At 38.5% G+C, this 22,323-nt stretch carries 28 protein-coding genes; 23 read left to right on the top strand and 5 right to left on the bottom strand.

Going from position 1 to position 22,323, the window contains the following annotated elements:
- Positions 1-34 precede the first annotated feature (34 nt).
- The 9 genes from aroA to AN161_RS06525 all read left to right on the top strand — a co-directional run bounded on the left by aroA (position 35) and on the right by AN161_RS06525 (position 8,384).
- Complete coding sequence (gene aroA / locus AN161_RS06565) at positions 35-1,321, top strand: 3-phosphoshikimate 1-carboxyvinyltransferase (protein ID WP_053593563.1); 1,287 nt, start codon at positions 35-37, stop codon at positions 1,319-1,321.
- A gap of 264 nt (positions 1,322-1,585) precedes the next feature.
- A complete protein-coding gene (locus tag AN161_RS06560; protein WP_082339882.1) occupies positions 1,586-2,854 on the top strand; it encodes a tetratricopeptide repeat protein in 1,269 nt (422 codons plus the stop codon).
- A 14-nt stretch (positions 2,855-2,868) separates the two neighbouring features.
- On the top strand, positions 2,869-3,426 hold the full coding sequence (locus tag AN161_RS06555) for a ReoY family proteolytic degradation factor (RefSeq protein ID WP_053593562.1): 558 nt from the start codon (positions 2,869-2,871) through the stop codon (positions 3,424-3,426).
- Between the two features lie 143 nt (positions 3,427-3,569).
- A complete protein-coding gene (locus AN161_RS06550; protein ID WP_053593561.1) occupies positions 3,570-4,019 on the top strand; it encodes a DUF2487 family protein in 450 nt (149 codons plus the stop codon).
- Positions 4,020-4,173: 154 nt separating this feature from the next.
- Positions 4,174-4,680: a ubiquinol-cytochrome c reductase iron-sulfur subunit gene (locus AN161_RS06545; RefSeq protein ID WP_053593560.1), complete on the top strand. Its 507-nt coding sequence runs from the start codon at positions 4,174-4,176 to the stop codon at positions 4,678-4,680.
- A 14-nt stretch (positions 4,681-4,694) separates the two neighbouring features.
- Positions 4,695-5,369 carry a menaquinol-cytochrome c reductase cytochrome b subunit gene (gene qcrB / locus AN161_RS06540; RefSeq protein ID WP_053593559.1) on the top strand — a complete coding sequence of 225 codons (675 nt, stop codon included), beginning with the start codon at positions 4,695-4,697 and terminating at the stop codon, positions 5,367-5,369.
- Positions 5,370-5,411: 42 nt separating this feature from the next.
- The gene (locus tag AN161_RS06535; RefSeq protein ID WP_053593558.1) at positions 5,412-6,206 is read left to right on the top strand and encodes a menaquinol-cytochrome c reductase cytochrome b/c subunit; all 795 of its coding nucleotides are present in this window, start codon (positions 5,412-5,414) and stop codon (positions 6,204-6,206) included.
- An 846-nt stretch (positions 6,207-7,052) separates the two neighbouring features.
- Complete coding sequence (locus AN161_RS06530) at positions 7,053-7,649, top strand: DUF1405 domain-containing protein (protein ID WP_053593557.1); 597 nt, start codon at positions 7,053-7,055, stop codon at positions 7,647-7,649.
- A 60-nt stretch (positions 7,650-7,709) separates the two neighbouring features.
- Positions 7,710-8,384 carry a zinc metallopeptidase gene (locus AN161_RS06525; protein ID WP_053593597.1) on the top strand — a complete coding sequence of 225 codons (675 nt, stop codon included), beginning with the start codon at positions 7,710-7,712 and terminating at the stop codon, positions 8,382-8,384.
- Positions 8,385-8,548: 164 nt separating this feature from the next.
- On the opposite strand, the gene AN161_RS06520 is transcribed toward AN161_RS06525, so the two are convergent.
- Positions 8,549-9,418, bottom strand: coding sequence for a YitT family protein (locus AN161_RS06520; RefSeq protein WP_053593556.1), 870 nt, complete (start codon positions 9,416-9,418; stop codon positions 8,549-8,551).
- Between the two features lie 115 nt (positions 9,419-9,533).
- On the opposite strand from AN161_RS06520, the gene AN161_RS06515 reads away from it, so the two are divergent.
- The 7 genes from AN161_RS06515 (at position 9,534) to AN161_RS06485 (ending at position 14,949) form a co-directional block, all read left to right on the top strand.
- Positions 9,534-9,869, top strand: a complete 336-nt coding sequence (locus tag AN161_RS06515) for a nucleotide pyrophosphohydrolase (protein WP_053593555.1) — start codon at positions 9,534-9,536, stop codon at positions 9,867-9,869.
- Positions 9,869-10,666, top strand: a complete 798-nt coding sequence (gene dapB / locus AN161_RS06510) for a 4-hydroxy-tetrahydrodipicolinate reductase (protein WP_053593554.1) — start codon at positions 9,869-9,871, stop codon at positions 10,664-10,666. The genes AN161_RS06515 and dapB overlap by 1 nt, the downstream gene beginning before the upstream one ends.
- 18 nt (positions 10,667-10,684) lie before the next feature.
- On the top strand, positions 10,685-11,089 hold the full coding sequence (mgsA, locus tag AN161_RS06505) for a methylglyoxal synthase (protein WP_053593553.1): 405 nt from the start codon (positions 10,685-10,687) through the stop codon (positions 11,087-11,089).
- A 32-nt stretch (positions 11,090-11,121) separates the two neighbouring features.
- Positions 11,122-12,267, top strand: coding sequence for an N-acetyl-alpha-D-glucosaminyl L-malate synthase BshA (gene bshA / locus AN161_RS06500; RefSeq protein WP_053593552.1), 1,146 nt, complete (start codon positions 11,122-11,124; stop codon positions 12,265-12,267).
- Positions 12,254-13,432, top strand: coding sequence for a CCA tRNA nucleotidyltransferase (locus AN161_RS06495; RefSeq protein WP_053593551.1), 1,179 nt, complete (start codon positions 12,254-12,256; stop codon positions 13,430-13,432). The genes bshA and AN161_RS06495 overlap by 14 nt, the downstream gene beginning before the upstream one ends.
- A gap of 243 nt (positions 13,433-13,675) precedes the next feature.
- Positions 13,676-13,801: a hypothetical protein gene (locus tag AN161_RS30955; protein ID WP_277815925.1), complete on the top strand. Its 126-nt coding sequence runs from the start codon at positions 13,676-13,678 to the stop codon at positions 13,799-13,801.
- Positions 13,802-13,965: 164 nt separating this feature from the next.
- Positions 13,966-14,949, top strand: a complete 984-nt coding sequence (locus AN161_RS06485) for a biotin--[acetyl-CoA-carboxylase] ligase (RefSeq protein WP_053593549.1) — start codon at positions 13,966-13,968, stop codon at positions 14,947-14,949.
- A 460-nt stretch (positions 14,950-15,409) separates the two neighbouring features.
- On the opposite strand, the gene AN161_RS06475 is transcribed toward AN161_RS06485, so the two are convergent.
- A complete protein-coding gene (locus tag AN161_RS06475; RefSeq protein ID WP_343069260.1) occupies positions 15,410-15,784 on the bottom strand; it encodes a GNAT family N-acetyltransferase in 375 nt (124 codons plus the stop codon).
- A 235-nt stretch (positions 15,785-16,019) separates the two neighbouring features.
- On the opposite strand from AN161_RS06475, the gene AN161_RS28640 reads away from it, so the two are divergent.
- Positions 16,020-16,232, top strand: coding sequence for a hypothetical protein (locus AN161_RS28640; protein WP_143114650.1), 213 nt, complete (start codon positions 16,020-16,022; stop codon positions 16,230-16,232).
- Positions 16,233-16,317: 85 nt separating this feature from the next.
- Here the strand turns inward: AN161_RS28640 and AN161_RS06470 are convergent, their stop codons facing one another.
- The 3 genes from AN161_RS06470 to AN161_RS06460 are packed head-to-tail and all read right to left on the bottom strand — an operon-like array spanning position 16,318 to position 18,063.
- On the bottom strand, positions 16,318-17,151 hold the full coding sequence (locus AN161_RS06470; RefSeq protein ID WP_053593547.1) for a DUF4097 family beta strand repeat-containing protein: 834 nt from the start codon (positions 17,149-17,151) through the stop codon (positions 16,318-16,320).
- Positions 17,151-17,750: a DUF1700 domain-containing protein gene (locus AN161_RS06465; protein ID WP_053593546.1), complete on the bottom strand. Its 600-nt coding sequence runs from the start codon at positions 17,748-17,750 to the stop codon at positions 17,151-17,153. Before AN161_RS06465 ends, AN161_RS06470 begins: the two co-directional genes overlap by 1 nt.
- Before the next feature lies 1 nt (position 17,751).
- A complete protein-coding gene (locus tag AN161_RS06460; protein ID WP_053593545.1) occupies positions 17,752-18,063 on the bottom strand; it encodes a PadR family transcriptional regulator in 312 nt (103 codons plus the stop codon).
- A gap of 153 nt (positions 18,064-18,216) precedes the next feature.
- Here AN161_RS06460 and AN161_RS06455 point away from each other — a divergent pair, with 153 nt between their 5' ends.
- The 6 genes from AN161_RS06455 to AN161_RS28635 all read left to right on the top strand — a co-directional run bounded on the left by AN161_RS06455 (position 18,217) and on the right by AN161_RS28635 (position 22,298).
- A complete protein-coding gene (locus AN161_RS06455; RefSeq protein WP_075807194.1) occupies positions 18,217-18,801 on the top strand; it encodes a TetR/AcrR family transcriptional regulator in 585 nt (194 codons plus the stop codon).
- Entirely contained in the window at positions 18,792-19,553 is a 762-nt protein-coding gene (locus tag AN161_RS06450; protein ID WP_053593543.1) for a CPBP family intramembrane glutamic endopeptidase, read from the top strand. Before AN161_RS06455 ends, AN161_RS06450 begins: the two co-directional genes overlap by 10 nt.
- Before the next feature lie 365 nt (positions 19,554-19,918).
- Complete coding sequence (gene panB, locus AN161_RS06445) at positions 19,919-20,755, top strand: 3-methyl-2-oxobutanoate hydroxymethyltransferase (RefSeq protein ID WP_053593542.1); 837 nt, start codon at positions 19,919-19,921, stop codon at positions 20,753-20,755.
- A complete protein-coding gene (gene panC / locus AN161_RS06440) occupies positions 20,755-21,609 on the top strand; it encodes a pantoate--beta-alanine ligase (protein ID WP_053593541.1) in 855 nt (284 codons plus the stop codon). Before panB ends, panC begins: the two co-directional genes overlap by 1 nt.
- A 1-nt stretch (position 21,610) precedes the next feature.
- Positions 21,611-21,994 (top strand): aspartate 1-decarboxylase, encoded by a 384-nt coding sequence (gene panD, locus AN161_RS06435; RefSeq protein ID WP_053593540.1) that lies wholly within the window; start codon positions 21,611-21,613, stop codon positions 21,992-21,994.
- Between the two features lie 115 nt (positions 21,995-22,109).
- Positions 22,110-22,298, top strand: a complete 189-nt coding sequence (locus AN161_RS28635) for a hypothetical protein (RefSeq protein WP_201406673.1) — start codon at positions 22,110-22,112, stop codon at positions 22,296-22,298.
- The last annotated feature ends 25 nt before the right edge of the window (positions 22,299-22,323 follow it).

The raw sequence follows: 22,323 nt of genomic DNA, 5'->3' as shown, positions 1-22,323 counted from the left end.
CGCTTTCTATCTTCATATTGGAGGGAAGAAAACGATGAGTGAAAAAGTATTACAATATGATAAACCTTCCTTACAAGGGACGTTAACGATTCCTGGTGATAAATCTGTTTCTCACCGTTCCGTTATGTTTGGAGCTATTGCAACGGGTAAAACGACAGTTGACGGCTTTTTATTAGGTGAGGATTGTTTAAGTACAATTGATTGCTTCCGAAAGCTCGGTGTGAAAATTGACGTGGAAGGAACAAATGTATCCATTGACAGTCCAGGTATAGATGGGTGGCAAGAGCCTACAGAGGTACTATACACAGGAAACTCTGGTACGACGACACGCTTAATGCTAGGGATTCTAGCTGGTTCTACTGTACATTCAGTGATGATAGGGGATGCGTCTATTGGAAAGCGACCAATGCGCCGTGTTATTGATCCGTTACGTCAAATGGGTGCACACATTACTGGAAGGGCAGATGGACAATATACGCCATTAGCCATTCAAGGTACAACATTACAAGCTATTGATTACCACATGCCTGTTGCGAGTGCACAGGTGAAGTCAGCTATTTTACTTGCGGGTTTACGTGCTGAAGGTACTACAATTGTGCGAGAAACTGAAGTGTCACGAGATCATACAGAGAGAATGCTTCGTCAATTTGGTGCACAGGTTGATGAGGTGGATGGTGTTATATCATTTAAAGGAGGGCAAACTCTAACAGGGACTCATGTTTCTGTTCCGGGTGATATTTCATCTGCAGCCTTTTTCTTAGTAGCAGGGGCTATCTGTGAAAAAAGTAAAATAATGCTAAAAAATGTCGGAATTAACCCAACACGAGACGGTATCATCGAAGTGCTTCAAAATATGGGAGCAACTATGACACTTATGCCGTATGAAGATAGCCAATCAGAGCCGACAGCAACAATTACAATTGAAACGTCAACATTAAAAGGAACTACAATCGAGGGCGATATTATTCCTCGTCTTATCGATGAAATCCCAATCCTCGCTTTATTAGCAACACAGGCAAACGGCAAAACTATTATTAAGGATGCCGAAGAGTTAAAAGTGAAGGAAACAGACCGAATAACGGCTGTAGTGGATGAATTGAAAAAACTAGGTGCTAGTATTGAAGCGACTGAGGATGGAATGATTATTGAAGGACCAACTCCATTACGTGGCGCTGGCCTTAAAACCTATGGTGACCATCGGATTGGAATGATGGGCGCTGTTGCAGCACTTATAACAGATGGGGCAGTAATTTTAGATGACGCCGAGTGTATTGCTGTTTCTTACCCATCGTTTTTCGAGCATATAGAAGAAGTAAAGTAAAAACGTATCTTCATGCAGTGGGTGACCAAACACCTACTGCATGAAGATATAGCTTCCGGCAGATGTCACGGATTTTCAAAGGAATGAATTGTGCCGCACAATTCAAAATCCGGACGCGTTGTTTATCTGTGCGAAAGCGAAGCGACAGCAACAATTACGCCAAGGCGAAATTGTTGTTAGACTCTCCAAGCCATTTGGGGAGTTTTTTCTTGTTTCGAAAGAAAATGTTTTGTAGCATAAAGGTATCAATGAAAGAATAGGTGAATGACTGTGAACAATGCGATGACTGAAATGATGCAAGCACTTGAACAAGGGGACTTAGCATTAATTGAACAGCTACTTGAATCATTTTTAGTGAAGGAGTTACCCGAAGAAATTTACGCGCTAGCTGAAGTTTTTATGCAGTATGGATATATGAAGGAAGCAGACCGTGTACTGGAGCATTTGCAATTTTTATTCCCAGAAGAGGCACAGTTAAAAATTGATCGTGCAAATGTCTTAATGGAACTTGGCGATGAAGATGAAGCGTTAGATTTTTTATTAGAGGTAGAGGAGGCTTCTCCAGAATATCCTCAAGCATTATTAGTATTAGCGGACTATTATCAAATGCAAGGGTTATTTGAAGTAGCGGAAATGCGTATCAATGAAGCATTAGCTATATTACCAGACGAACCATTACTACAATTTGCTAAAGCAGAACTTTTATTTGAAACTGGTCGTTTTTTAGAGGCTGCGAGATTATATGAAGAGTTGTATGAACAACAAGTTGAATTTGCTGGTGTAAGTCTTGTTGAACGACTTGCTGAGGTGTATCGTGCAGGGGCTGCCTATGAAACAGCTTTGGATTACTATTTAAAGGCACTTGAGGATGAAGTAAAGCCAGATGTTTTATTTGGTGCAGCATACTCGGCCTTCCAATCACGAAAATATGAAATGGCCATTAAACAATTAGAGGAATTAAAAGAATTAGATCCTGATTATTTTTCTGCCTATTTATTGCTTGCCGAAAGCTATGCCATGACTGAGGACAATAAAAAAGCATACGCTGCCATTATGGAAGGATTAAAGCGTGACGAATACGATAAGTCACTATACTTATTCGCTGGTAAAATGGCCTTGAAAACTGGTTTGCCAGCTGAGGGCGAGCAGCATCTACGTGAAGCCATTGCGTTAGATCCTGAATACATGGAGGCAGTATTAGCATTGATCTCAGTATTGGCACAGCAAGAGCGCTATGAGGATGTAATAGAATTATTTGAAACGTTGCAACAAAATGATTTTGAATGGAGCACATTATACCCATTTGCTGCGGATGCATATGAAAATTTAGAATTGTACGACCGTGCATACGAATTTTACCATTTGGCATATAATGATTTTAAGGAAGACGCAGCATTTTTGGAGAAATATGTTTATTTCTTGTTAGAGGAAGGGAAGCGTTCAGAAGCAAAAGAAGTACTCGGTCAATTAATAACTATTCAGCCAGGTGAATTAGAGTGGCAAGAGAAGTTAGAAACCTTAGAATTTGAGTAAAGGAGGGAGTGGGTATGACTGCTTCTGTATCAGTTGTCGACAAAAAAGCATTTGTTAGATGGTTTTTAAAAAATTATCAATTGAAACGTCGAGAGTGTGTATGGATTTTGAATTACTTATTAAGCAATGATGAGTTATTAAAACGAATTCGATTTGTTGAAGAAGCTCACTATTGTCCTAGAGCAATGGTAATGTCAACTGTTGACTCAACAGGTGTGCCATTTCGTTTTTACAAAGGCAATGTAATGACAGCAGATGCTGAGAAATCTTTCCATGATCTACGCTTACATGAACATGAAGATATGTATATACAATTGAATTTTCCAAATGTACCACCAAGTGCACAATACTTAGCAGTTCTTGAAGAAAACCCTTATATGCCGGAAGCACTGATTGTCAGTGAAAAAGATCGTTTACTGGCAGAAGAGCTGCTTTCCAACAGCTTACTCGTATTCCAAGAAGAAAAATTACTCGCACAGATTGATGAAGCCCTCGACCAGGGAGATGAAGAGCGCTTTTACGAATTGTCTAATTTGTTACAAGCTTTGAAGGAAACGGCTAATTTACGTTAGTCATAGGTAAAAATTGAATGTCCTTTATCCACCTCAATATGGTAACATAACAAGTGAATGATTGTTTTCACTTTTTATTGGTTATCCTATTGAAGAGTGGAGAAGGGCATTTTTATTTTTTGCGAAATAAGGAGGTTTGTTGGATGTATTTTAATGCAAACGATGTGACATCGTTTATGGCACAGAAGGAATTTATCGATACAGCAATTGTCCCACTCGTATCCGTCGATTTGACTTCTGAAAAAATGAAACAGAGTGGTACGGAGGCGGATTTTTTGTTGTCGCTCACATCTTTTATCGAACAACAATTTAAAGGCCGTCTATTATTAATGCCACCATTTTCGTATAGTGCAACGTTAAAAGACGAAGAAATGCCAAAGCAATTAGAGGCACAATTACATAATGCTGGTTTTAAGCATGTGTTCTTCATTACTTGTGACCATTCTTGGACAAATATTGGAGATGAAGTAAATATTATTTGGCTACCAGCGATTCCGTTAGAAAGTATGGATAAAGGTGTGAAAAGCTCCATTCTCGAAGATCAATTGCGACAATTGATTCCGATACTTTCGACCAAATGGGCACAAATTTAACAATTTGTTTCAATAAATGTTCACATTCTCCAGCTTTCCACAGAATGCTATATTGACCAAGCTATGGACTTGATATATCATAGATATGTCCTAGTATTACTATTTGTAAAAGCATGTCCGTTGGACTGACCTTTAAGTTAGAGGGGGGAAAAAAATGAGTAATAATCGAGTTTCACGTCGTCAATTCCTAAGCTATACATTAACTGGTGTAGGTGGCTTTATGGCGGCAGGTATGCTGATGCCGATGGTTCGTTTTGCAATAGACCCAGTACTACAAAAGCATGGTGGTGGGGATTTTGTACAGACAGAGCATAAAATCGCTGATATTACTGATAAACCTGTTAAAGTTGACTTAAAATTTGAACAAGTTGACGCATGGTACAAATCAGATGTAACAAACGTAGCATGGGTTTTCAAAGAAGGCGATCAAATAGTTGCATTATCTCCTGTTTGTAAGCATTTAGGATGTATGGTTGGCTGGGAAGAAGATTCATCACATCCGAATCAATTCTTCTGTCCTTGTCACGCTGGACGTTACGAGAAAAACGGTAAAAACGTTCCAGGTACACCACCTACAGGTCCGTTGGATGAATATGAAGTACAAGAAAAAAACGGTTTCTTATGGCTTGGTCCAACTAAAGCAAATACTCTAGTTAAGTAAGGGGGTACAAAACAGTGCTAAATAAAATTTATGATTGGGTCGATGAACGTTTAGATATTACACCGATTTGGCGTGATATTGCCGACCACGAAGTGCCAGAGCACGTAAACCCTGCACATCATTTCTCAGCATTCGTTTACTGTTTCGGAGGATTAACTTTCTTCATCACAGTAATTCAAATACTATCTGGTATGTTCTTAACAATGTACTATGTACCAGATGTAGTGAATGCATGGAAATCAGTTTATTATTTACAAAACGAAGTAGCATTCGGTGAAATCGTACGCGGTATGCACCACTGGGGGGCTTCATTAGTAATCGTAATGATGTTCTTACATACACTTCGTGTATTCTTTACGGGTTCGTATAAGAAACCTCGTGAATTAAACTGGATGGTTGGTGTAGGTATTTTTGGTGTAATGATGGGTCTTGGTTTTACAGGATACTTATTACCATGGGATATGAAAGCATTATTCGCTACAAAAGTAGGTATCGAAATTGCTGCATCAGTACCGTTTATCGGTGAGCTGATTAAAATCTTATTAGCGGGAGACTCAACTATTCTTGGAGCTCAAACGCTAACACGATTCTTTGCGATTCATGTATTCTTCTTACCTGCAGTATTGTTTGGGTTACTTGCAGCACACTTTATCATGATTCGTCGTCAAGGAATTTCAGGGCCGTTGTAATAGTTCTTGACGGTTCGATGATTTTTTAAAGGAGGGGACATAATGCATCGCGGAAAAGGAATGAAATTTGTTGGTGATTCTCGTATTAAAGCGAATCACAAAATGCCGAACGTTCCAAAGGATTATTCCGAATATCCAGGTAAGACGGAAGCTTTCTGGCCGAACTTCTTACTTAAAGAATGGATGGTTGGTGCTGTATTTTTAATTGCTTATTTATTATTAACAGTTGCTCATCCATCACCACTTGAAGGGCCGGCTGATCCAACAAGAGCTTACGTGCCGTTACCGGACTGGTACTTCTTATTCATGTACCAATTATTAAAATACTCATATGCTTCTGGTCCATACAATGTTATTGGAGCAATTGTAATTCCAGGTCTTGCATTTGGGGCGCTATTATTAATGCCATTTTTAGACAAAGGTCCAGAACGCCGTCCATCTAAACGTCCGTTACCAACAGCGTTTATGTTATTAACTTTAGCTGCTATGTTCTACTTAACATGGGAGTCAGTTGTTAACCATGACTGGGAAGCTCAAAAAGCAATGGGTGCAATCGTAGAAGAAGTTGATGTTGATATTGATGAATCACTTCCAGGATTTGCAATTTGGAACGGTGACACTGGTGAACAAGCTAAAACTTGTATCGGCTGTCATGCCGCTGACTTAAATGGTGGTCCAGCTGCTCCGAAATTACTTGGTAACGAGCTAACAGCTGAAGAAGTTGAAGATATTATCCATAATGGTCGCGGCAATATGCCAGGTGGTCAATTCCAAGGTACAGATGAAGAAGCGAAGCAATTAGCTGAATTTATTGCGAGCTTAAAGGCTAAAGAATAAGCCTAGTTTAAAAGAGTCAGGAAACTGGCTCTTTTTTTCTACCTTATAATAATGTGACTGTTACAGCTTCAAAAAAGTTCCCGCAAAATACTTCTATAATATTTCAGGTGTGTTGATTAACCATTTTATACATTCGAATTAATTCGAAGAGGCTGATTTCCGCTACGGGCTACTCACTTTCCTGCGGGAGTAGAGTAGCCCGTAGCGGAAATCAGTTAAAATGGAAATATAATAGCAAAATAGTAACGAAAAAATCCTTTTATCGCTCAATAATAAACCTATTTTTTTCCTAATCAACACGCCTGATAATATTTATTAGGATATACATACTATTTAAGTTACAGGCAAATGCTCGGTCACTCCTGCCGAAAAAATGGCTAGTCAAGACCCAACAGTGTTTGTGTGAACAAACCGAGGAGGCTGGGGACTCACCGGAATTTATGTAGTGCTACATAGTGTGTAATACTCCAACATTTAGGGATGACATTGGTTAATACATAAGCTATATATATAAGTTGATTGGAGTGAAGACTGGGCGACTTCTTGGAGATCAGCGTCACAGATGAGACCATGGAGCGAGCAGGCGGAGGAATGAGGGCTAAAAGCATCACGTCCTGTGCTGACGCTATGCTTTCGCGCAGAAAACATTTGTTGCTGTCGCTACGCTTTCGCACAGCAACAAAGTGCCTAGTCGGAACGGAAATCAACCCGGCATTATGGTTATGAGCAAAAAAACACTGCTAATATTCATTAATAGAAAGAATGTGGCAAATTAAAAACTATTGATACATAATAACAGTTGAAAAAGGCATCTTAGTAAAGACGGAAGATAAAGGAGTTTAAATCATGCAAATTACACGTGCAAACATCTGGTATCTCCTTACACATAAATCATTTTTAATACTATTACTTATTATCAATCTATTTGGAACGATTTACGGTTATTATTGGTATGGAGGACAGCTTGCCGTCACGGAACCAATTTTTTATATATTTGTGCCGGATAGTCCGACAGCCAGCTTATTCTTTTGTTTTGTATTGTTAGCTTGGATTATGGGCAAAAGTTGGCCGCTGATGGAAGTGCTAGCACTTGTCACACTAGTGAAGTATGGATTATGGGCTGATGTTATGAATATTTGGACACTGTTTGAAACTGGATCTATTGGCTGGCAAGGCTGGATGCTTGTGGGCTCACATTTTGCGATGGCTGTACAAGCAATCCTTTATCTCGGTAAATATGTATTTAAATATTGGCATATTGCCGTAGCAGCGGTATGGACACTGCATAATGATGTGATTGATTATGTATTTGGACAAATGCCAATGTACCGTGATTTGGCAGATTATACAAGCTATATTGGTTATTTTACTTTTTGGTTATCAGTAGCATGCATTTTTCTAGCCATCTTCTCAATTAGGTGGCGCAAATATTTGCCGAATTAGGTAATTGATTATAGAATTATAGTATCGAGGTAGAAAGGGGTTTGAAAATTGTCAACAAGCATGTATATTGTTTATTTTGCAATTATTATGCTATTGCCACTTTATGCACAAATGAAAGTAAAGGGCACGTATAATAAGTTTGCAAAAGAACGTACTATGAAGGGACAAACAGGTGCAGAGGTAGCGCGTGCGATTTTAGATGCGAACGGCTTATATGATGTACGAGTTGTTCCTACGCAAGGTGTGTTGTCTGATCACTATAATCCGGCAACAAAAACAGTTGCTTTATCGGAAAGTAACTTCTATGAGGCAAGTATTGCAGGTGCTGCAGTTGCTGCCCACGAGGTTGGCCATGCCATTCAGCATAAAGAAGCTTATTCAATGCTGACATTACGTAGTAAGCTAGTTCCAGTTGCAAATATTTCATCAAATATGTCTTGGATATTTGTAATGATTGGTATTTTTGCAACTAATCCAAAATTTTTACTTTTAGGTATCGTATTATTAGCAGCTGGTGTGGTTTTCCAATTAGTAACATTACCAGTAGAATTTGATGCATCAAAGCGTGCGTTAGTGCAAATGAATTCTCTAGGAATTATTACAAATGAAGAAGAGCGTCCAGCACGTAAAGTGTTAAGTGCCGCAGCATTAACATATGTTGCCGCAGCAGCAGTAGCTGTATTAGAATTACTACGTTTAGTGTTAATCTTTACAAATATGCGAAGTGACGACTAAAAAAAAACTTGTTGTAGTGGTATTTCACTATAGCAAGTTTTTTAATCCGCTGAACTATGGTTTTACAATTTAACATTTAGAAAATGCTCACCTCCAACGAAAAAGTAAGGTGGTAATCAACTTTTTTTATTTGAGGAGAGCAAAACGACTGTTAGTATTTATTTTTAATGCAGCGGTTGTTTTTGATCGTCAAGCGTGAATCCTTCTCCCGCAACATCTCGGACTTCTATTATAGATACAAAAGCGTGTGGATCAACCTCATGAACAATAGATTTCAAGCGCACAACCTCATTGCGGCCAATGACACAATAAATCACTTCTTTTGGTTGCTTTGTAAAATGGCCATGACCTTCTAGTATAGTAATACCGCGTTCCATTCGTAATGCAATCATCTCAGCAATGGCACTAGATTTTTCAGATATAATAAGTGCTCCACGTGCTGCATATGCTCCTTCTTGAACAAAATCAATGACACGCGCGCCAACAAATACCGCAACGAGGGTATACATCATAGAGCGTGCATCTAAAAACGTTAGCCATGATAGGATAATGACAATAGCGTCAAAGATGAACATCGTTTTGCCCATACTCCAGCCAAAATATTTATGCCCAAGGCGAGCCAAAATATCTACACCACCAGTTGTACCACCGAAGCGAAAGACGATACCGAGCCCAAGTCCAACAAAAATCCCAGCAAAAAGAGCAACAAGTAACAGATCGTCCTCTAAATGAATGGTAAATTGATACTTTTGGAAAACTTTAAGGAAAACTGAAACAGATAAAGTTCCGACAAGCGTATAAATAAATGATTTTTTCCCAAGTAAACGATAACCAATAATAAACATTGGAATGTTTAATAGTAAATTCATTAAAGCAGGGTCCCAGCCTAGTGTAAAATAAAGTATGAGAGTAATCCCACTTAATCCACCTTCACCAAGTTGATTTTGCATGTTGAAGTGGACGAATCCAAAGCTAAAAATTGCTGCTCCGAGCATTATTGCAATGATATTGCGGATTTTGATCTGTTTTAGCATATGACCTCCTGGAGTTCCAAACAAATGAAGTAGTGCTATCTATTATCTGACATTTTATTGTTTTTGACAACAATGGTGTAAATTTTATACGATGGTAAGTAGGAGTGTGATTTCGATGACTGAACAAGTAACAATGCAAGCTTTACAGCAGCGTGTTGATGATTATATTGGGCAATTTAAAGAAGGCTATTTCCCACCATTCGAGTTGCTGGCACGTTTAACAGAGGAGCTTGGAGAATTGTCTCGCGAGGTGCAGGACGTCTACGGGCAAAAAAAGAAAAAGAGTACAGAGGAAGCGAATAGTATTGAAGAAGAATTAGGTGACTTTTTCTTTGTTTTAGTTTGCTTTGCAAATGCACAAGGTATTAAATTGGATGAAGCACTTTTACGCGTCATACATAAATTTGAAACAAGAGATAAGGGTCGCTGGACTAGAAAGGATGAAGAATGATGTCGATTCGTGTAGCAATAGCAGGACCTAGAGGAAAAATGGGGGCTGAAGCTGTACATACAGTTATGAAACATGACAAAATGGAATTAGTAGCTGTACTAGATTATAAGGAAGTAGGAAAAACATTAGCTGATTTAGAAATGTTTCCAGCAAGTTATACGGCACCGATTTTTACAGATATGCATGAACTTGTAGAGGCAACTGCGCCAGACGTATTAGTGGATTTAACAAACCCGCATGCAGTTTACAATCATACTAAAGAAGCCTTAAATTTAAATGTTCGACCTGTAATTGGTACAACAGGATTTACAGATGCACAACTAGACGAATTATCAGCAATGGCTAAAGAAAAAGAGCTAGGCTGTATTATTGCACCAAACTTTGCGATTGGAGCAATCCTGATGATGAAATTTGCCAAAGAAGCGGCAAAATATTTACCTGATGTTGAAATCATTGAAATGCACCACGATCAAAAGCTAGACGCGCCATCTGGAACAGCAGTTAAAACGGCACAATTGATTCAAGAGGTGCGAACATCAAAAATTCAAGGACATCCAGAGGAAAAGGAAACAATTGAGGGTGCAAGAGGGGCAGAATTTGATGGCATGCGCATTCACTCTGTTCGCTTACCTGGTTTAGTGGCACACCAGCAAGTGTTATTTGGTGGGGATGGGCAGCTATTAACAATTCGTCACGATTCATTAAATCGTAATTCTTTTATGTCTGGTGTAGCATTCTGCGTAGAAGAGGTTATGAAAATGGATCAACTTGTATATGGTTTAGAAAACATCATCTAAAGATTGGGATGGAACTTTATGAAAATCGCATTAATTGCACATGATCGTAAAAAAGATAATTTAGTACAGTTTGCTATTGCTTACCGAAATATTTTAAATGAGCACAAGCTGTATGCTACAGGTACAACAGGGCAACGTGTTATTGAAGCTACAGGCTTAGAGATAACACGTTTTCGCTCAGGTCCACTAGGTGGAGACCAACAAATTGGCGCAATGATTGCCAATAATGATATGGACATGGTCATTTTTTTCCGTGATCCTTTAACAGCACAACCACATGAGCCAGATGTTTCTGCACTTATTCGTCTTTGTGATGTTTATCAAGTGCCACTGGCCACAAATATGGGAACTGCAGAAATATTACTAAAAGGCCTACAAGAGGGCTTTGTGGATTGGAGACTGATTCAAGAAAGACGAAACTAAAAAAGACGTGATTTAGAAAGGATGATAATCGAATGAAAAAGCTAAAAATCGGCATTACCTGTTATCCAACAGTTGGAGGCTCTGGTGTTATTGCAACAGAATTAGGAAAAATGCTAGCAGAGAGAGGACACGAAATTCATTTCATCACCTCAAGCGTACCATTTCGATTGAATAAAATTTATCCAACCGTCTTTTTCCATGAAGTAGAAGTTAATAATTATTCAGTATTTCAATATTCGCCATATGATATAGCATTAGCGAGTAAAATGGCGGACGTGATTAAGGATGAAGAACTAGATGTGCTTCATGTACATTATGCAATACCACATGCTGTCTGTGCTGTTTTAGCACGTGAAATGAGTGGTCGTGACGTTGGGATTGTCACAACGCTACATGGTACAGATATTTCAGTGCTTGGGCAAGATTCCACCCTTTCACAGGCAATTAAGTATGGCATTAACAAATCGGATATCGTTACAACAGTGTCAGATGCATTAAAGCAACAAACCTACGAGCTTATTGATACGGTAAAACCAATTGACACGATTTACAACTTTGTTGATGAACGTGAATACTTCCCGCGCAATTCAGGGAACTTAAAAGAACAATTTGGGATTCAAGAAGATGAAAAAGTCATTATTCACGTATCTAACTTCCGTAAAATTAAGAATCTTCCAGATATTGTTGATTCTTTTATGAAGATTCGTGCAAACATGAAGGCAAAATTGTTGCTTGTAGGAGATGGTCCAGAAAAGCATCGTGTAATGGATCAAGTAAAGGAAAGTCCCTACATGAAGGATGTTCTATTTTTAGGCAAACAAGAAAACTTGGCTGAATTATATGCCATAGGTGACCTTAAATTATTGCTTTCACAGCAGGAATCATTCGGGCTTGTCTTACTTGAAGCAATGGCTTGTGGTGTACCTTGTATTGGATCGGCTGTAGGCGGTATTCCAGAAGTCATTGAGCATGGTGTAGATGGCTATTTAGTGGAATTAGGTGATACGGACGCAGTGGCAGAATATGCAGTGAACCTATTGCATGATGAAGAGAAATTACAACGTTTCCGAGAAGCAGCTATCCGTGCTGTTGATGAAAAATTCCACTCATCTAAAATTGTAGAGCAATATGAAAAATTGTACGAAAAGGTTGCTGAAAGAAATCATGCAAAACAATAAAGAATGGCAAGCAGCCTATTCAGTTATTGAACAACTAGAAAACGCTGGCTTTGAGGCAGTGGTCGTTGGTGGTGCGGTACGAGATACAATCCTCGGTCGACCTGCCCACGATGTAGATGTTGCAACTATTGCCATGCCAGAAGAAGTAAAGTCTATTTTTAATAACACGGTTGATGTAGGAATTCAGCATGGGACGGTACTTGTTATCGTGCCAGCTGGACCTGTGGAGGTAACGACATATCGCACAGATGGAGAATATACGGATCACCGTAGACCCGAGGAAGTGCAATTTGTACGTTCATTGAAAGAAGACTTACAACGCCGAGACTTTACAATGAATGCCATAGCTATGCGTCGTGATGGCTCTTTTGTTGATTTTTACGGAGGACGCCAAGATATTGAGGCTGGTATAATTCGAGCTGTTGGTGATGCACAGATCCGTTTTACAGAAGATGCTTTACGAATGCTTCGGGCTGTGCGTTTTTCAGCACAGCTTGGTTTTGAGATTGAATCAGAGACCTTACAAGCAATGCGGAACAAAGCTGCTGATATTTCTTGGATTGCAAAAGAACGCATAAAAGCAGAGCTCGATAAGCTATGGATAGGGAAAGCTGTTTTTAATGGCATAAGAGAGCTTGAAGAAAGTAGCTTAGGGAATTATTTGAATGGTAATTTTCAAGCTAATTACTGGTATGAGTTTAACGCTCAGGACAAGCTATTAGGCTGGGCATATTTTGCATTGCTACAGGGCGATCATTGGCGAGAGGTTCTAGGTAGCTATCGTTTATCGAATAAAGAGATGGCGTTTGTAAAAGCTGTGTTAGAAGCTTTAAAAGCATTAAAAAATGGCTGGACGAATATGGATTACTTTTTGTATGCACAACAGGAACTTGAGGCAGCTTGTTATTTTGCGGAGCTGAGACAGCTTGACGTTCAAATGCCACAGCAAAGTATTCATGAAATACAGACGAAGCTTCCCATTAGACACAAGCGAGAGCTCATTGTAAACGGTACAGATTTAATAAAATGGTCTGGACAAAAAGGTGGACCTTGGGTAAAAGAAGCGTTGCAGGCGATGCTTGAAGCAGTTGTGAATGGCAAGCTTGAAAATGACCGACAACAGATAAAGAATTGGATAGAACACTATTATTTCAAAAAAGAATGATAAACATCGATTTTTAAATGAGGAGCCGGTCTCAAAAAATGAATGAGACGGCTCCTTATTATTAATTTAAGCTCTATTTTTTGTTTCTATAATTTTTTTGCTTATCACCAAAAGTTGGAGATGACATTTGTTTAAACGCTTACCATGTGTATAAGTTGACCTTCGTTCCGGCTGGGTGACTCCTTGGGGATCAGCGATAGAGGAACGAAGGCTAAGAGCATCACGTCCTGTGATAACGTCTTCGTGACCAACATCCTTTTGGCCCAAGCGGCTTATCGGACGCCCCCAGGAAGCTTTTCTCTGTGCGAAAGCGTAGCGACAGCAACAACAAAGCGCCCAACCGGAACGGAAATCAACCACTCGTTATGACGGTGATCCAACGATAGTTAAAAATAACGAATAACGAATAGCTAAAAGATATTTGATGATAGATTGTGGTCAATTGTCATAATTTACAGTATGATAAATACAATTGAATCAATATTATGTAAGCAAATAAAAATATAGCAGAGTTTAATAAAGGATTGATTAGCATGAGTATTTCCATGAAGGATGAAATTTTAAAAAGAATATTAGCTGCTAATGGTGAAGCGGTTTCAGGTCAGGAGCTAGCAGATTCTCTTGGAGTATCACGTACAGCTGTATGGAAACATATGCAAACACTGCAGGAGGAAGGCTATACATTTGAAACTGTAAAGAAAAAAGGCTATGTGCTGACTGGCGTGCCAAATAGCTTAAGTCCAACACAAATTGAACTGTTTTTAAATACGGAACGCTTTGGACGTGAAATTCATTATTTTGATGTTGTAGATTCAACACAAACAATTGCCCATAAGCTTGCACAGGAAGGCGCTCCGCATGGCACCATCATAATCGGGGAAGAGCAAACTGCTGGTCGTGGTCGTATGGCGCGTCCGTGGGAATCTGCAAATGGTACAGGTATTTGGATGACCATTATTGTTAGACCGGATGTTACTCCTCAGCAAGCTTCATCGTATACGCTTGTCGTAGCAGTTGCGGTTACAATGGCTATTAAAACATTATATAAACATGTTGAGCCAGCCATTAAATGGCCAAATGATTTACTCGTTAAAGGTAAGAAATGTACTGGTATATTAACAGAAATGCAGGCTGAAGCGGACCGTGTACAAGCATTGCTAGTAGGCATAGGTATTAATGCAAACCAAGTCGACTCAGATTTCTCACCAGAAATTGCTGATATTGCGACATCTTTACGTTTAGAAGCGGGTGAGGAAATTAATCGTGCTGCCCTTGTCGCATCAATTTTACAATACTTAGAACAATTCACGGAATTATACGTGAAGGAGGGCTTTGCTAGCATTAAAATGCTATGGGAACAAATGTCATGTACCATTGGACAACGTATTGAAGTAACAACTTTACGCGGTCGCTTTGAAGGCATTGCCAGTGGGATTACCGATGAAGGTGTACTACAGCTAACAGAGGATGATGGCACTGTCCGAACAATTTATGCTGGAGATATAAAAATTTTATAGTAACATAAATGACAAGCATACTCTTACAAGAACGTATATTTTCGAATCCGAAAATATACGTTCTTTCGTATTTTTCGAAATACATTTAGCTCCGTAAATTTTTAATTTTTTTCTCGTTTGTAGTCTTGTCTAAAGAAAACAAGAGAAAGTATTAGTAAAATTATTGGAAGAAAAAAGAATCCAGAGTCATATTTAACTGAATGCTCCATTTTTAGTCCGAACAAATAAATGAATAAAGTAAAAGAAACAGATAAAGAGATTGTTCCCGCTATAGTTTTCATTACAAGCCCCCCATTATCTAAATAGTTCTCTACTTTATTTTTTCTTTAACCTTATCAATATCATTCCATACATAAATAAGCTCTTCTACTATTTTTCCGCCAATTTTAATTTCGATGTTATTGATATATTGTGCTCCATAATATTCATAGAAATTACGTGTTTTATTTTCTGCTAATACTTAGACAAATACTTTTTCGTATCCTTTTTGTTTAAAATAAGTGAATATTTCTTTGAGTAGTTGTTTACCGATACCCTTTCCATGATATTCTTCTAAAAGATATATAGAAGTTAAATCAATTGCATTCGGTACTGAATTAGTTTTTCGTGTGCCACCAGTTGCAAAACCGATTATTTCATCTTGTTCATTTTCCGCCACCAGTACATAATTCGTAGCATCTGAAATATTCTTCTTCCAAAGCTCTGTTCGCTGCTCGTAAGATAAATTATTCAAAAAATCATCTGGAAGAATGCCTTTATATGTTGTTCGCCAACTATCAACATGTACTTTTCCTATACCTTGAGCATCTTGAATATTTGCTTTTCTAATTTTCATATTGATCACCTCAAAAATTGTATTTTATGACTAAGCTGACGCCGTAACTGACCTGATTCACCTCAGATTCTGCCTTAACTTACAAGAACCGATTGCTCTGATGAAAATTCCTATCCATCTGCTCGAATTTAATTTATATTTCTAAAATATGGGTACAGAATCATTGTGCAATAAACGGAAAATTCTTACTAATATTCAGAGGGAAGAACTGAATCATATAAACTAAAAAGGCAGAGTGGAGGCTGGGCGACTCCTCGGGATCATCGGACGCCCCCAGGAAGCTCTACTCTGCGCGAAAGCGAAGCGTCAGCGGCAAATGTTTTATCTGTGCGAAAGCGAAGCGACAGCAACAAATGTTTTATCTGCGCGAAAGCGAAGCGTCAGCGGCAAAGCGCCCAGTCAGAACGGAAATCAACCCCTCGTTTTGCCAAGAGCCATACTTTTTTAATATGGCATCATATCATAAAGGCAGAATCACAGTGTGATTCTGCCTTAACATCATCATAATAAATAGATGATTTTTATAGCCTTCTTTATTTAAACCTTAACTGTAAGTCACCATATGAAAGTGTTACTTTTAGTTGGTTATCACCGTTGTAAGATTGCGATACTTTGCTGTTTTGATCCTTGTTATCGACTGTAAGATCCCCGAAGTCAGTTTCTAATTCAAAGCCAAGTTCACTTTTTTTATTTTGTAAATGAAGTGTAGCATCTCCAAAGTCAGACGTAATAGTGGATTGACCATTTAATGTTCCATCAATGTTAATATCACCATGTTCACTTTCGGCAATGAAGCCATTACTTGAAAATTGCTGTAGCTTCATATCACCAAACGATTGTGAAATCTCTGTTTTATCACCAGTAGTGTTTTTAAATAGTATATCTCCGAAATCTTCAATTAAATTTAACCGCTGATAATTCAGGCCACGAATGGTTGTATCCCCAAAATTACTATCAAGGACAACGGTTTTCAATTTTACATCTGATGGAACATAGATTTTAATAGAAGGAGTTCTAAAGCTACCAAACCCGAATTGAAAACCATTCTTCTTCTTAACCTTTGTTTCAACAGTTAATGTATTATCTTTAATACTGTACGTCACATCACCATCTTTAACAACATTTGTTTCTAATGCATAACGATCACTAGTAACAATTTCAACATCTCCATAGTGATTGTAAATATTGAGATTAGTGAAATCATCTAGTTTATAGGAATTGTTTACTAGTTTATTGTTCTCTGGCAATTGAATGCCTTCATCATTTAACACAAAGCTCCATTTTCCACCAGAGAAATAACCAACTAGGGCTAACAGTATGCCGAAAGCAATCATAGTCATAGCGATATGTGTATGGCGAGACGTCATTAGTATCCCTCCTTACGTTTCTTCATTATTTTATGGAATAGTTTACCTAATGCTTCAACACAAACAACAACGATTTTTTTGATAAAACGAGCAACGATTGGGAAAAGCAGAATGCCCAAACCTGTTACAATAAAGCCAACACCCATAAAGAGTAACGCTGTTGGCCAATGCTGAGTTAAAATGAAGAAGCCTGAAATAAGTGCAACAATTCCACCGAAGAAGATACTAAGTACAATTGCTATAATCGCAATGATAAAGCTGAAAATGACTGCACCAAAAGAAAAGATAAGTGCTATAGCAACTGCGAGTAATGGTAATGAAAGTGGGGCAGATAATATTGCTAGAATGATGAGCCAAATAGCAGTCACATTCTTCTTAGTCGAAGTCGAGGTTGCTTCTAAATCTTTTAATGCAGAGTCCGCCATTATTTGTGATGCAACATGAGAAGGGGAGCCTAACTGTTGAATAACCTGCTGTTCGTTTTCCTCTCCTGCTTCATCGAAATATTCCTCATAATAGGCAAGCGCAGCATCAACCTCATGCGCTGGAAGACGTTGTAATTTCCCCCGTAGCTTTTTTAAATAGCTTGCTCTATTCATCTTATTTCCCTCCTAAAAGTACATAATCAACCTTTTCTTTATACATATGCCATTCCTTTAATAGCTCCAGTAATCGTATTCGACCTTGCTTGGTAATTTGGTAATAGCGTCTATTTCTGCCTTGATAGGGCTGATCGTAGGTTGTTAAATAATTTGCTTTTTGTAAGCGACGTAATACTGGGTACAGCGTAGATTCTGATATATCCATCACAGATTGTACTTGCTGTGTTAATGAGTAGCCATAAGCATCCTCTTTATCGACGATGGCCAGTACACAAGCGTCAAGTAAAGCTGAGCCAAGCTGAAATGTCATCTTTTCTCACCTCACATTTTATTACCTATACGAGGTTTTATATTATATGTCGTATAGTATTTTGATAGTATATGACGTATAGCATTAATTGTCAAATTTTATTAAAAAGTTTATGCGGAAAATAAAAGTGTTAAGCCGCTCTATGACATTACGATGAGAGACATTATAAAAGCGTCAGGAGTAAGTCAAGGTGGGATTTATCGTTATTATTCAGATTTGGACGAGATACTTGTTGATGTCATTAATCAGGTAAATGCTAAGGCAGACTATAAACATGTTATCGATGAAATTATAATTACGAGTAATTCTCCCACAAAAACGATCATTAATTTATTTACTTTTCTTGGTGAGTACATTATGGAAAACTTATCAACAGTTGGTAAAATCCAATTTGAGCTCACAATTTTATGTGCAAACCATCCAGATAGACAAAAGAAAATTTTATCGAACATTGCTGAGAATGAAAGCGGACAATACTTGATGCAGCAAATTCTTCATTCAATTCATGAGGGGATTTCTTTAGGGTGCTTTCAGCCAGAGATTTCGATAGAGAATCTATCTACTTTTATGATGACATCCATTGATGGCATTGTGAGGGACGTTGTCTTGCAAAAATGTTACGGGGTGTTTTCAAATGATCAAGTGCAGTTTGATGAGATTCGTTTGATGAAGACACTTTGCAAATCCGTATTATTACTATTGGGTACGAAAGAAGGAGAGGATACAAGTTGGGAATAGAGGTAAGAAGATTTCTATTTTATACCTTTGCAACGTCTTGGATAATATGGGGGAGTTTAGCCTTATTAACGCAGCTAGATTTGCTGAAGTTTGGCAATGCGATATCAATGTTATTATTTATTCTTGGCGGAATTACTCCAGCAATTTGTGAGATTTGGCTAAAAAAGAAATATTCGACTAAAGACGAGTTCAAATCATTTATCCATAATGTGAAAAATCCTAAGCATCCTGTATCTTGGTACATATTTGCAATCGGATTAGCATTTTTGGCTTGTTTTTTACCAACTCTATGGGGCGGAGCAACTATGGAGAATCCAATGTATTTGGCGTTATTTGAATTGCCGATCATGATTATTGGTGGTGGGTTGGAAGAAATCGGCTGGCGTGGTTTTTTACAGCCTTCATTACAAAAAAGATGGTCTCCCTTCATAAGTACAATAATTGTTGGTGTAATTTGGACAGTTTGGCATCTGCCATTATGGTTTGTCATTGGATCAAACCAAATGAATATGAACTTCCTATGGTTTTCCCTAACAGCTTTAGCGCTATCCTTTTTATTGACGATCATTTACCTATCCACTAAAAGTATTTTTCTCTGTATTATTTTCCACGCTTTCATCAATTCATTATGGAATGTCTTTGTACCTGTTACAAATGTAATGTCTGGTTTATTAACATTATTATTGGCTCTGTTCCTATTTACAGTGTTTGAAGTTTATCGAAAATCAAGCCTTCAGAAACGAATGGTTTGAATCTGGAAATATTTATAAATCGTAATTATTAGAAAATAATATTTGAAGATTACTAGGGGAATCTGTTATAGTATGTGCGAAGGGCAGTATCCTTTTGTGAACGGCACCTTCAAAACGTCAGAACTATTTACAATAAATATCTGCCTTGATCTTTTAATGACAGGGACGGAAGAAAACAAGCGTTCAAAAATATAACTTAATTTAATGGAATGGGCAATTCACTTGATTACCCCCTTTATTAAGTTATGGCCTCTATTCAAAAACGTGAGGTGATTTTTGATGACGAACGAAACACTACCCTTCTGTCCATTTTAGGAACAGAGGGGTTTTTCTGTTTTCTTTCCTTAAAAAAGGAGGACTACATGATGAAAACGACTTCAGATTTTTTAAAGATGAAGGCGGCAGGTGAGAAAATCGTTATGCTAACTGCATATGATTATCCTGCTGCAAAATTTGCCGAGGAAGCAGGCGTAGATATGATTCTAGTGGGAGATTCACTAGGTATGGTAGTACTAGGCTATGATTCTACAATGCCAGTAACAGTAGCCGATATGGTTCATCATGCAAAAGCAGTGCGCCGCGGGGCAAAGAATACGTTTGTTGTTGTTGATATGCCATTTGGTTCGTACCATGGTGATGTAAACGAGACGTTGAAAACAGCGGTATTTATGATGCAGGAAACAGGAGCAGATGCACTAAAGTTAGAGGGGGCAGACGATGTTCTACCAGCAATTCGTAAATTAACGTCAGCTGGCATTCCGGTGGTAGCTCATTTAGGTTTATTACCTCAATCAGCAGGAGTGCTTGGTGGCTACAAAGTTCAGGGTAAAACAGCTGAACAGGCAACGAAACTCATTGAAGATGCAAAAAAATGTCAAGAGGCTGGAGCGTGTGCAGTCGTCTTAGAATGTATTCCGCATCAGCTAACAGAGATGGTATCCGCTAATCTTATTATTCCAACGATTGGTATTGGAGCTGGAGTGGAGGCTGATGGACAAGTATTGGTTTATCATGACATGTTAAGCTACGGTTCACATCATGTACCGAAATTTGTGGAACAGTTTGCTAATATGGGCTCAGAAGCAAGCCGTGGAATTGCTAGTTACGTGGAAGCGGTAAAAGCAAGTACATTCCCTGCACCGAAGCATTTCTTCACGATGAAAGAAGAAGCATTGGATCAGCTATATGGGGGCGTAAAGTAATGAAAGTCGTAACTACTATAGAAGCATTAACTGTAGAAGTCCAAGCAGCTAAGCAAGCCCAAAAAACAATTGGACTAGTTCCAACAATGGGCTATTTACATGAGGGTCATTTAACGTTGGCAAAAACGGCTCGTGCCGAAAATGATTTAGTCGTTATGAGTATATTTGTAAACCCAACACAATTTGAGCCAGACGAAGACTTTGAAAGCTATCCGCGTGATTTGCCAAGGGATACTGCATTGGCAGAGTCTGTCGGTGTAGATATTATTTTCGCACCAAGTGTTGAAGAAATGTATCCTCACGATGGTGGCATTCGTATTCATGCGGGTGATCAGGCAACAATTCTTTGTGGGGCGAGCCGACCAGGACATTTTGATGGCGTTTTACAGGTCGTATCAAAATTATTTCATGTAGCACAGCCAACACGAGCTTATTTCGGACAAAAGGATGCACAACAAGTGGCTATTATTACAACGATGGTACGCGATTTTAACTTCTCGTTAGAAATGCGAGTAGTACCCATTGTACGTGAGGAGGATGGTTTAGCCAAATCCTCTCGTAATGTCTATTTAAGTGAAGCGGAGCGTCTTGAAGCACCTGCAATTAATGAAGCGTTACAGCTTGCTCGTGATAGCTTTTTAGCAAATGGTGATGCAGCGAATGCGCTTGCTAAAGCAAAGGCACATATTGCAGCCCGTACACATGGGGAAATTGACTATATTGAGCTATTAGCGTATCCAGATTTAACACCAGTAACAGCTGAAACGGAGCAAGTCCTGTTGGCAGCGGCCGTCTTTATTGGTAAAACTCGTTTAATTGATAATTGTATCTTTAATGTGAAAGAAGGGCTGTAAAATGCTACGAATGATGATGAACAGTAAAATCCACCGTGCTACAGTGACACAGGCAGATTTAAACTATGTTGGGTCCATTACGATTGATGAGGATATTTTAGATGCAGTAGGTATGCTACCAAACGAAAAGGTGCATATCGTTAATAACAACAATGGGGCACGCTTTGAAACCTATATTATTGCAGGGGAGCGTGGATCAGGCGTTATTTGTGTTAACGGTGCAGCAGCACGACTAGTACAACGGGGAGATATTGTAATTATTATTTCTTATGTGTATGTAGATAATAAAGAGGCAAAAGATCATCAGCCAACAGTAGCCATTATGGGAGAAGGTAATACTATTAAAGAAATGATATCCTATGAGCCAGAAGCAACAGTGATGTAGTGTGATAAAAGTGGGTACTACTTTGTAACTTTAAAGACAATATATTAAAACAGTGTACATTACTAAATTAATTTTAATGATGTACACTTTTTTGTTGTAGTGAAAAAAGTTAAATATGAGATTTACCGACTCATCGGACGCCCCAGGAAGCTTTGCTCTGCGCGAAAGCGAAGCGTCAGCGGCAATGTTTTATCTGTACGAAAGCGAAGCGGCAGCAACAAATGTTTTATCTGTGCGAAAGCGAAGCGGCAGCAACAAATGTTTTATCTGTGCGAAAGCGAAGCGGCAGCAACAAAGCGCCTAGTCGGAACGTAAATCAATCACACGTT

It is taken from the genome of Lysinibacillus sp. FJAT-14222 (assembly GCF_001278875.1).
Classification (GTDB): Bacteria; Bacillota; Bacilli; order Bacillales_A; family Planococcaceae; genus Lysinibacillus; species Lysinibacillus agricola.
This window is presented reverse-complemented; position numbering and strand designations above follow the sequence as displayed.

Excerpts from the sequence above, each read along its gene's own strand:
- aroA (WP_053593563.1), top strand. The coding sequence starts at position 35 with ATGAGTGAAAAAGTATTACAATATGATAAACCTTCCTTACAAGGGACG.
- AN161_RS06560 (WP_082339882.1), top strand. The coding sequence starts at position 1,586 with ATGACTGTGAACAATGCGATGACTGAAATGATGCAAGCACTTGAACAA.
- AN161_RS06555 (WP_053593562.1), top strand. The coding sequence starts at position 2,869 with ATGACTGCTTCTGTATCAGTTGTCGACAAAAAAGCATTTGTTAGATGG.
- AN161_RS06550 (WP_053593561.1), top strand. The coding sequence starts at position 3,570 with ATGTATTTTAATGCAAACGATGTGACATCGTTTATGGCACAGAAGGAA.
- AN161_RS06545 (WP_053593560.1), top strand. The coding sequence starts at position 4,174 with ATGAGTAATAATCGAGTTTCACGTCGTCAATTCCTAAGCTATACATTA.
- AN161_RS06535 (WP_053593558.1), top strand. The coding sequence starts at position 5,412 with ATGCATCGCGGAAAAGGAATGAAATTTGTTGGTGATTCTCGTATTAAA.
- AN161_RS06530 (WP_053593557.1), top strand. The coding sequence starts at position 7,053 with ATGCAAATTACACGTGCAAACATCTGGTATCTCCTTACACATAAATCA.
- AN161_RS06525 (WP_053593597.1), top strand. The coding sequence starts at position 7,710 with ATGTATATTGTTTATTTTGCAATTATTATGCTATTGCCACTTTATGCA.
- AN161_RS06520 (WP_053593556.1), bottom strand. The coding sequence starts at position 9,418 with ATGCTAAAACAGATCAAAATCCGCAATATCATTGCAATAATGCTCGGA.
- AN161_RS06515 (WP_053593555.1), top strand. The coding sequence starts at position 9,534 with ATGACTGAACAAGTAACAATGCAAGCTTTACAGCAGCGTGTTGATGAT.
- dapB (WP_053593554.1), top strand. The coding sequence starts at position 9,869 with ATGTCGATTCGTGTAGCAATAGCAGGACCTAGAGGAAAAATGGGGGCT.
- mgsA (WP_053593553.1), top strand. The coding sequence starts at position 10,685 with ATGAAAATCGCATTAATTGCACATGATCGTAAAAAAGATAATTTAGTA.
- bshA (WP_053593552.1), top strand. The coding sequence starts at position 11,122 with ATGAAAAAGCTAAAAATCGGCATTACCTGTTATCCAACAGTTGGAGGC.
- AN161_RS06495 (WP_053593551.1), top strand. The coding sequence starts at position 12,254 with ATGCAAAACAATAAAGAATGGCAAGCAGCCTATTCAGTTATTGAACAA.
- AN161_RS06485 (WP_053593549.1), top strand. The coding sequence starts at position 13,966 with ATGAGTATTTCCATGAAGGATGAAATTTTAAAAAGAATATTAGCTGCT.
- AN161_RS06475 (WP_343069260.1), bottom strand. The coding sequence starts at position 15,784 with ATGAAAATTAGAAAAGCAAATATTCAAGATGCTCAAGGTATAGGAAAA.
- AN161_RS06470 (WP_053593547.1), bottom strand. The coding sequence starts at position 17,151 with ATGACGTCTCGCCATACACATATCGCTATGACTATGATTGCTTTCGGC.
- AN161_RS06465 (WP_053593546.1), bottom strand. The coding sequence starts at position 17,750 with ATGAATAGAGCAAGCTATTTAAAAAAGCTACGGGGGAAATTACAACGT.
- AN161_RS06460 (WP_053593545.1), bottom strand. The coding sequence starts at position 18,063 with ATGACATTTCAGCTTGGCTCAGCTTTACTTGACGCTTGTGTACTGGCC.
- AN161_RS06455 (WP_075807194.1), top strand. The coding sequence starts at position 18,217 with ATGAGAGACATTATAAAAGCGTCAGGAGTAAGTCAAGGTGGGATTTAT.
- panB (WP_053593542.1), top strand. The coding sequence starts at position 19,919 with ATGAAAACGACTTCAGATTTTTTAAAGATGAAGGCGGCAGGTGAGAAA.
- panC (WP_053593541.1), top strand. The coding sequence starts at position 20,755 with ATGAAAGTCGTAACTACTATAGAAGCATTAACTGTAGAAGTCCAAGCA.
- panD (WP_053593540.1), top strand. The coding sequence starts at position 21,611 with ATGCTACGAATGATGATGAACAGTAAAATCCACCGTGCTACAGTGACA.
- AN161_RS28635 (WP_201406673.1), top strand. The coding sequence starts at position 22,110 with ATGAGATTTACCGACTCATCGGACGCCCCAGGAAGCTTTGCTCTGCGC.